1 protein-coding gene is annotated in these 640 nt (G+C 37.7%); it reads right to left on the reverse strand.

Features of this window, described 5'->3' with window-relative positions; genetic code table 11:
* Positions 1-640, reverse strand: a 640-nt coding sequence (locus IE142_RS39925; protein ID WP_502266912.1) for a DNA gyrase C-terminal beta-propeller domain-containing protein, incomplete at both ends; no start/stop codon positions are given.

A 640-nucleotide genomic window follows, 5' to 3' on the forward strand; every position in this document is an offset into this window, starting at 1 on the left:
ATCGTCTTCTTCTTTTACTTTAGCAACAGTAGAAACAAATAGGCCATCTCCGAGTTTCATAAGACGTACACCTTGTGCTGCACGTCCATTTTGAGAAATATCATGAACGTCAAGACGGATAATAACACCAGCGTTAGTTACAACCATTAAATCCTCTTCACCGGTCACAGTTGTGATACAAACGATGTTACCATTACGCTCGGTAATTGTCGCAGTTTTGATTCCTTTACCACCACGATTTGATAAACGATATTCGCTAACAGGTGTACGTTTACCGTAACCATTTTCAGTAACCACTAATACTTCATCTTCACTTTCTGAATCTGCAACATCAAGACCTACGACAGTATCCCCTTCACGTAGAGAAATACCTTTCACACCTGCTGCTGTACGGCCTAATGGACGTAATGTAGATTCAGAGAATCTAATTAATGATGCATGTGCAGTTCCAATAAGAATATCTTCATTACCTGTTGTTAGACGTACTGCAATTAATTCATCATCTTCTTTAAAGTTAATTGCAATTTTACCGTTTTTGTTAATACGGGAGAAGTTACTTAATGATGAACGTTTAACGATACCTTGTTTTGTCGCAAATACGAGATAATCTTCTTCACTTTCAAGGTCTTTAACTGCAATC

This window comes from Streptomyces mutabilis (genome assembly GCF_014649815.1).
In the GTDB taxonomy this organism is placed as follows: Bacteria; Actinomycetota; Actinomycetes; order Streptomycetales; family Streptomycetaceae; genus Streptomyces; species Streptomyces mutabilis.